This is a genomic window from Leptolyngbya cf. ectocarpi LEGE 11479, assembly GCF_015207065.1.
Lineage (GTDB): Bacteria > Cyanobacteriota > Cyanobacteriia > Phormidesmidales > Phormidesmidaceae > Leptothoe > Leptothoe ectocarpi.
The window spans coordinates 1-6,354 of the sequence record NZ_JADEXP010000363.1; the positions used below are offsets into that span (position 1 = coordinate 1).

Consider the following 6,354-nt stretch of genomic DNA (forward strand, 5'->3'; position numbering starts at 1 on the left):
CATCTTGGTGGAAAAGTGAGTTCGAGAATGATAAAAATGCTATTCCAAAGCTCTTAGATTACCTTACTAAGCGTCTATGTTTGAAGGTTGACTTTTTACAAGGTGCCTCAGATTTATCATTAGATTTTTTGCCTGTTTCTACCAAGTTTAAGTTACAAAGAAATCAGGAAAATCCAAGTCTATTTAGTAATCTGGCTAGGAGTGTTGCCAAGGTCGTCTCGCAGCCGATGGAACGTTCCTATGAGCCTATAGAGAGTTCTGCATTGGCGATTAGGCAATCAATTCTTCAAAATCATTCATGTGTAAGTTTGAATAGCTTATTGACTTTTTGTTGGGAAGCAGGCATCCCAGTGGTTCATTTTGATAAAAGACCTAATGGGCATGTCAAGTCAGATGGCCTGGTCGTTATGATTGATGGACGCCCTGTCATTGTCATTGGCTCTTCACGACAACAATCAGCTTGGTTACTTTTTATACTGGCCCATGAGTTAGGACATATTGCTAACGGGGATTTGCAGGATGGAATTTTAGTAGATGACGCTTTTGTAGGTGGTGTCATCGACAAAGAGGAAGAAAACGCTAATCAGTTTGCAAGACAGCTTCTGTTCGGGGACAGCAAGCTGTCTTGGGATAGCAAGCTGAGCAGAAATGGTTTGCTAGATGAAGCAAGACAATTAAGTCGTACACATTGTCTTGATGCCAGTTCTGTTGTACTGAACTATGCTTGGCAAACAGGTGATTGGAAATGTGCGATGATTGCTCTCAAGATATTAGAGCCTAACGCTAATGCCCCGGCTCAGATTAATACATATTGTCAACGCAACTGGGTAAGCATTGATGATGAGAGTCGAGAGTACCTTGAGCGGATAAATATTTTAGCTGATTGAGAGAGTTTATAAGTTTAATGCTTCAAGAAATTCTTGCTTCGTGAAATGTTGGCAATGATGACCTGCGGCGGGAGTTTAGAAAACCAGGCTAGAGATTTTGATCGCCAGGGCTCTGACTTAGTCGAATACCCTGAGTAGTAGAAGTTTAGTGAATTCGTTACTTTTTACTTGACGTCCTAAATGTCTTAGCGGTACTTTAGTTCTCACGCCCTTCTGGACATGACCACAAAGCTCAATAATTTAGCACCAGCGGCAGGTGTTACGACCACCGCACCGCTGGCTAACCCCGTGGCTGAGTAAGCAGTCCGAGGCTTGGGATACTTTATCTCATTGCTGCCCCGGTTTGCATCACATAATCGGGGCAGCTAAACGTTGAGCTTTGGTTTCTTACCTAACCGCGTCTGAGTTAGAGCCTGTAGTTTTCTCGACTATAAGCTCGATCCATAGACGTGGCAACGGTTTAACAACGCTAACGTTTGGAGACCAAAGCTTATGTTTGTCGATATTACCCAGGGCGCAGTGGCGTCCACTCTGCCGCTTGGCACTGATCCGCTACCTGAGCACCAATACGAAACCGTCCGCCATCTCGTATTTGGCAGCCTCACCGGGGTACGGCTTACCATCCAAGACCTGCACAAAAAACACTACGCCGAGCCCAACGACTGGAGTAAACCCATCTCCACCGGACGGCCTAATGAGGTCATGGTCATTTTGACCAAACGGGTGGCGATGAAGGCATAGAGGCGTTATGGCTTGGGGTTGCGATCGCACCCCCAAGCTCACACCATCCTTCAATTACCCAGGTCTGACAAACCAACAGGTAGCAAAGCCATGCGCCAGATAGACCACTAACGCGAAGACCTTATAAATCGGTAATCGCCGTTGCTGCATCTATTCCAGATAGATATGCACCGTGAACGGTGGCAGGATAATCTTCAGACGTGGCTTCACCTGCAAAAAATAAACGGTTGTTAATAGTCTTTGCCAGCGTTGTGCGTGCATCAACATTGGCACCAACAGCATTAAAAGAATAGGAGCAGCGCGCAAACGGATCTGCCGCCCAGCGGGTGACTTGCCAGCTCTCAGGGTCTGGAATGTCATTGCCGTAAATAATTCTGAGCACACCCATGGCATCGGCGACAATCTCCTGATCGCTCCATGCTTCGATTTTTCGGGCGTAATCAGCCGCATTGAAGCCCAGTAAAACCGGCTGATTGATATAAGTCGACAGATTGAGCCACTCATTCCATCGGCCATGCTCATCCGATATCCAATTCAAAATCTCTTTATCCTTGTCCCAAAAGACATAAGGAAACTTTAAAAAGAGCTTATCAAGTAATCCCGCACCCATGACCTCAATCGCGTCCTGTTTTGCCACCGGCAGTGGGGGGTCAAACTGTACTGTGTTATCTTTCAATACACCAATGGGTAAAGTGACGATAGCGTAGTCGGCCCCAAAAACATTTTGATTGGTCTTTACAATGACGCCTTCATTTTGATAGCTTATTTTTTCAACAACCTGCTCCAGTTTGATATCCAGATCTTTAGCCAAGTAGTGTGTAATCGCGCTATACCCATCCAGAAATAGCACATCTTCTCCAGAGAACTCCTCTGCGTCATCCGCACTGATGGCAGAAATCTCGGTTAGCGACCCACCCAGCTCATGCTCAATCATCGTATTCATGAGATGCATGGCAGACTGTAGTTGCTGGTTCGACAAGTCTCTCCATAAAGGTGTGTTCTCAAGGACGTCAAATATGGTTTTCCCGTCTGAAGCGTTACGATATGCCGCACGGATTAATCTATTGAACAGGTGTATCATGTCTATCTCTACGTCATTAGAGACAACACGGCCATCCGTTCCGTATAAAATGGCATTATCATAATCTGTTTTAGCTCTTACGATCCCGATCTGATCAGCGAGCTTTGTCAGAGGATTTTCCTCCACCCCGTGAATCCAGGAGGCTCCCAAATCAACAGGAATTTCAGGCCATACATGACTTGTCCAGACTCTCCCACCGATGCGATCTCTGGCTTCAAGCAATGTCACTTTATAGCCTAAATCATGTAGTTTTCGTGCCGCAGCTAGTCCTGCCATACCTGCACCGACAACCAGTGCAGATTCTTTTTTAATAGACTTGTCTGCAACAGTCTTCTGACTACAGGCTGCTATTGAAATGGCTATAAAATATGTCAACAAGAATGTTCTTCTGTCCATTATTGGCACCGGGCCGAGAGCTGACATGAACAAAACAATAAAAGCGAATTATTAGCCGACTTTTTCCTTAAGCTGCTTGCAGAACATAGAACGTATAGCCGTAGGAGTCGCTGAATTTTTCAAATAGTTGTATCTCTTCTTTAGTTTCACAAATAACTGATTGCATAATTGGGGTACTTTCGATCTGCTGCATCCGCTCATGGAGTGGGTCATAATAATTGACCCACCAAGCCTGACTCGGTAGCCGATGCGTAGCAAGTATGCTAAAGCCAGACCTACTCGCCCGAGCGATATTCTCAGCCTCAGTCCCCATTATTGGATAAGCGTTTTGCCAATACGCGCTAGCAGCCTTTGGCACATCATCGGTAAACCAGCTCATTTCTGATATGACGGCAATGCCGCTGCTGACAAGAAGAGGCCGCCAGATTTTCAGAGCTTGCTCAAACCCAAGATTATAAGCCGCTCCCTCTGACCAAAGTAGATCAATGGAATCCACTGCCCAATCGAGTTTAGCCATGTCACCATGAATCGGAATAATTAGATGCTGAAGACCAGCCTGCTTTGCACGAATCTTGAGTTCCTCGATAAAAGTAGATGAGGAATCCACTGCTCTGACAGGGCTTTGATAGTATTGTGCAAGCAATAATGCACTAGCACCATTTCCACATCCTAAATCAGCAATTCGCGGCTTATGGGGCACATTAGAAAGCGTGCTCAAAATATTGCGTGAGAAGTCAGAGTCACCTGGGCCTTTACGATCAAGTCCCAGGTGTAAATTAGTCAACGCGGCAATGTACTCAGCGTCTGTACTCATATATATTTTTGTGGCCCCAATACCAATGGCCGTCTGTTGTTTAGCTGGTAATTTAATATTAGATCTGCTGGATAAGATCTACACGTCCGGATCTTATATAGCATCTATCATGGCACTACCTACTCCACTGCGTTTGCTCGATATAGAACTATTCCCAGGTTCTCTCCCATCGCCGATACTCAAAGCATGAAATCATCCTTTCGGTCAACAAACCGCCTGAACCCATGGCTGGCGGTCAACTATTCGCTAGTGTTTCCAGGCCTCGGGCAGCTATACAGTGCGTTTTGGGTGAAAGGCATCAGCCTGATGCTGATTACAGTTTTCATGCTCAGCTATGCCACCTGGTTCATTTTTGGGGCCAATGGCCAAACCCTATGGGGATTCTGGACGATAGCATGCATCCTGGTTGTGTATAGCTTTAGTATTTTGGATGCCTATCGCGGTACCCAGCCGGGATACGCTACCCGGATTTCAGTACCTCAGGGGAAGGCCGATCCATGGTATGCCGTTTTTTTGTCGCAGCTGCTGCCTGGATTAGGGCACCTGTATCTACAGCAGGCATTGGCTGGAGGAATCTTTCTGATTACAGGAATTTTAACAGCGTGGCTAGCAAATTCTGTTCCTCAATTGGTACCCATTCCACCGCTGATTTGGGCGCTGAGCTGTTATCACGTCTATGTCAGTTTTCCCCATCGCACCAAGCGTAACTCAGATGCGATCGCACTTCTTGCGGTCGGTCTCTTGGTCCTGCGGCTGTCCTTGGCGTCAACTCCCGGCTGGATTCGCCAGACAGTTGAGCAGTGTATTGTGCCCAGTGACTCGATGACCCCGACACTACAAGTTGACGATCGTCTTTTTGTCCGGCGTGATCGGGCATATCGTCCCAACTCGGGCGACATCATTGTCTTTACCCCGCCCGACAAAGCCCTTCAAGATCGTTCTCAGAAAGCCGAAGATCCCCTAGAAAATCCCCTCCTATATGTGAAGCGCGTGATTGGCTTGCCAGGTCAGCAGGTAGCCGTGAAAGAGGGGCAGATTTACATCAATGAACGCCCGCTTGCAGAACCTTACACGCAAGTAACACCTACCTATGATTGGGGACCTGAAACAGTGCCTGCAAACAACTATTTTGTGTTGGGTGACAACCGCCCAAACAGCTATGATTCCCATGTTTGGGGGTATGTCCCTGACGCCAACATTTTAGGTGTAGCCTACAAAATTTACTGGCCATCCGAGCGAGTTCAGCCACTGGAATAAATTACCAAGAAGTTATCAGACTGTTCCTGTGCTAGCACAGAAATGAGCTTAAGAGAGTTTTATGATACAGCTAAATATGAGAGTAAAGGGATTGGATATCTGTATAGATGATAGTGAGCAGTCTCTATCCTACTTGCTAAAAGTATAGAGATTCGCGTTCGTGTTTTTATTAGGTATCAAGATAGTCTGCTGGAATTGGTAAACCCTGAGATTTAAAGAATGAAAGCTGGTCAAAATAACCCTTTTGATGGATTATTTCTCCATTCCTGAACTGAAAGAAGCCACATCCTTTCAACCCACTTGGATCTTTCCATTGCAGTATCGCCGTATCTCCGCACTCGTAAACTCGCTCCTCAATGCACACCATTTTGGCTCGACCAAAATCAATTTCTAGTAGTTTGCGAATTGCTTCGCGGCCAACCAGAGGCTCTGAGAATACAGCTTGTTCATTCACGGCGTCTATCGCATACATATTGGCCAAGCCATCAATATCAGCAGTGTTGAATTTTTCTATCCAAGCTCGGATGAGTTCTGTCGGAGTCATAATAGGAACATCTTTAGGTTTACGTTTTAACCCAATTATAAATAATCTCCAACCTAAATTACCTAAACCGTAATGACACCCTCCTTTTATTGATTTAATCTCTAATATAGAGATTAATAAATCTCTCTACTCGCTGCCCTAAAGAGATTAAATGAGCAAAAGAAGAAGCGCACTTATAAAACCTCAATATTAGCTTTTCTGTCTATAATATTCGAGTAGCCGATGGTTGCCACTAAGATCAGTTTGACGTGTAATTTCGAGCGATAACTCAATTTCTCCCCTACTCAATGATGAGAAAACTCTTAAATCGCTCAGACAGATATACGTCTACACTTGTATTGGTGGTGGCTTACTGACAATACGTGACTAGGGCAAGGAGGTAAGGTTAACAGATATTGCCAGTATCTTTTCGGAATCTGTGAGGATACTTGCAAACGTTACTTTGCCTTGCAAATCTGGGATTTTGAAGGTGAGATTTGTAATGGCTCAAAATCGTTAGCCTTTATTACGCAAATTTATTCTGTCTACACCGTTGGACCAATAGGTGTGGCTCTCATCTTTTTCCAGCCATTCGATTAATAAAAACAAAATCTTAATCTACTGAATTTGGGGAGGTATGATGCTAGCCTGTCTC

Annotated in this window: 6 protein-coding genes; 3 read left to right on the plus strand and 3 right to left on the minus strand. The window is 45.2% G+C overall.

Annotated elements, in window-relative coordinates; translation table 11 throughout:
- On the plus strand, window positions 1-887 hold an 887-nt coding region (locus IQ260_RS25690; protein ID WP_193995925.1), incomplete at its 5' end, for an ImmA/IrrE family metallo-endopeptidase.
- Between the two features lie 492 nt (window positions 888-1,379).
- Complete coding sequence (locus IQ260_RS25695) at window positions 1,380-1,628, plus strand: hypothetical protein (protein WP_193995926.1); 249 nt, start codon at window positions 1,380-1,382, stop codon at window positions 1,626-1,628.
- A 121-nt stretch (window positions 1,629-1,749) separates the two neighbouring features.
- On the opposite strand, the gene IQ260_RS25700 is transcribed toward IQ260_RS25695, so the two are convergent.
- A complete protein-coding gene (locus IQ260_RS25700) occupies window positions 1,750-3,132 on the minus strand; it encodes a flavin monoamine oxidase family protein (RefSeq protein ID WP_322745049.1) in 1,383 nt (460 codons plus the stop codon).
- A 40-nt stretch (window positions 3,133-3,172) separates the two neighbouring features.
- Window positions 3,173-3,889, minus strand: a complete 717-nt coding sequence (locus tag IQ260_RS25705; RefSeq protein WP_228016435.1) for a class I SAM-dependent methyltransferase — start codon at window positions 3,887-3,889, stop codon at window positions 3,173-3,175.
- Window positions 3,890-4,105: 216 nt separating this feature from the next.
- Here IQ260_RS25705 and lepB point away from each other — a divergent pair, with 216 nt between their 5' ends.
- Window positions 4,106-5,176, plus strand: coding sequence for a signal peptidase I (gene lepB, locus IQ260_RS25710; RefSeq protein ID WP_193995928.1), 1,071 nt, complete (start codon window positions 4,106-4,108; stop codon window positions 5,174-5,176).
- A gap of 169 nt (window positions 5,177-5,345) precedes the next feature.
- On the opposite strand, the gene IQ260_RS25715 is transcribed toward lepB, so the two are convergent.
- Window positions 5,346-5,720, minus strand: coding sequence for a nuclear transport factor 2 family protein (locus tag IQ260_RS25715; protein ID WP_193995930.1), 375 nt, complete (start codon window positions 5,718-5,720; stop codon window positions 5,346-5,348).
- Window positions 5,721-6,354 lie beyond the last annotated feature (634 nt).

What these genes read in the sequence shown, in the direction of transcription:
- IQ260_RS25695 (WP_193995926.1), top strand. Translation starts at nt 1,380, where the DNA reads ATGTTTGTCGATATTACCCAGGGCGCAGTGGCGTCCACTCTGCCGCTT.
- IQ260_RS25700 (WP_322745049.1), bottom strand. Translation starts at nt 3,132, where the DNA reads ATGTCAGCTCTCGGCCCGGTGCCAATAATGGACAGAAGAACATTCTTG.
- lepB (WP_193995928.1), top strand. Translation starts at nt 4,106, where the DNA reads ATGAAATCATCCTTTCGGTCAACAAACCGCCTGAACCCATGGCTGGCG.
- IQ260_RS25715 (WP_193995930.1), bottom strand. Translation starts at nt 5,720, where the DNA reads ATGACTCCGACAGAACTCATCCGAGCTTGGATAGAAAAATTCAACACT.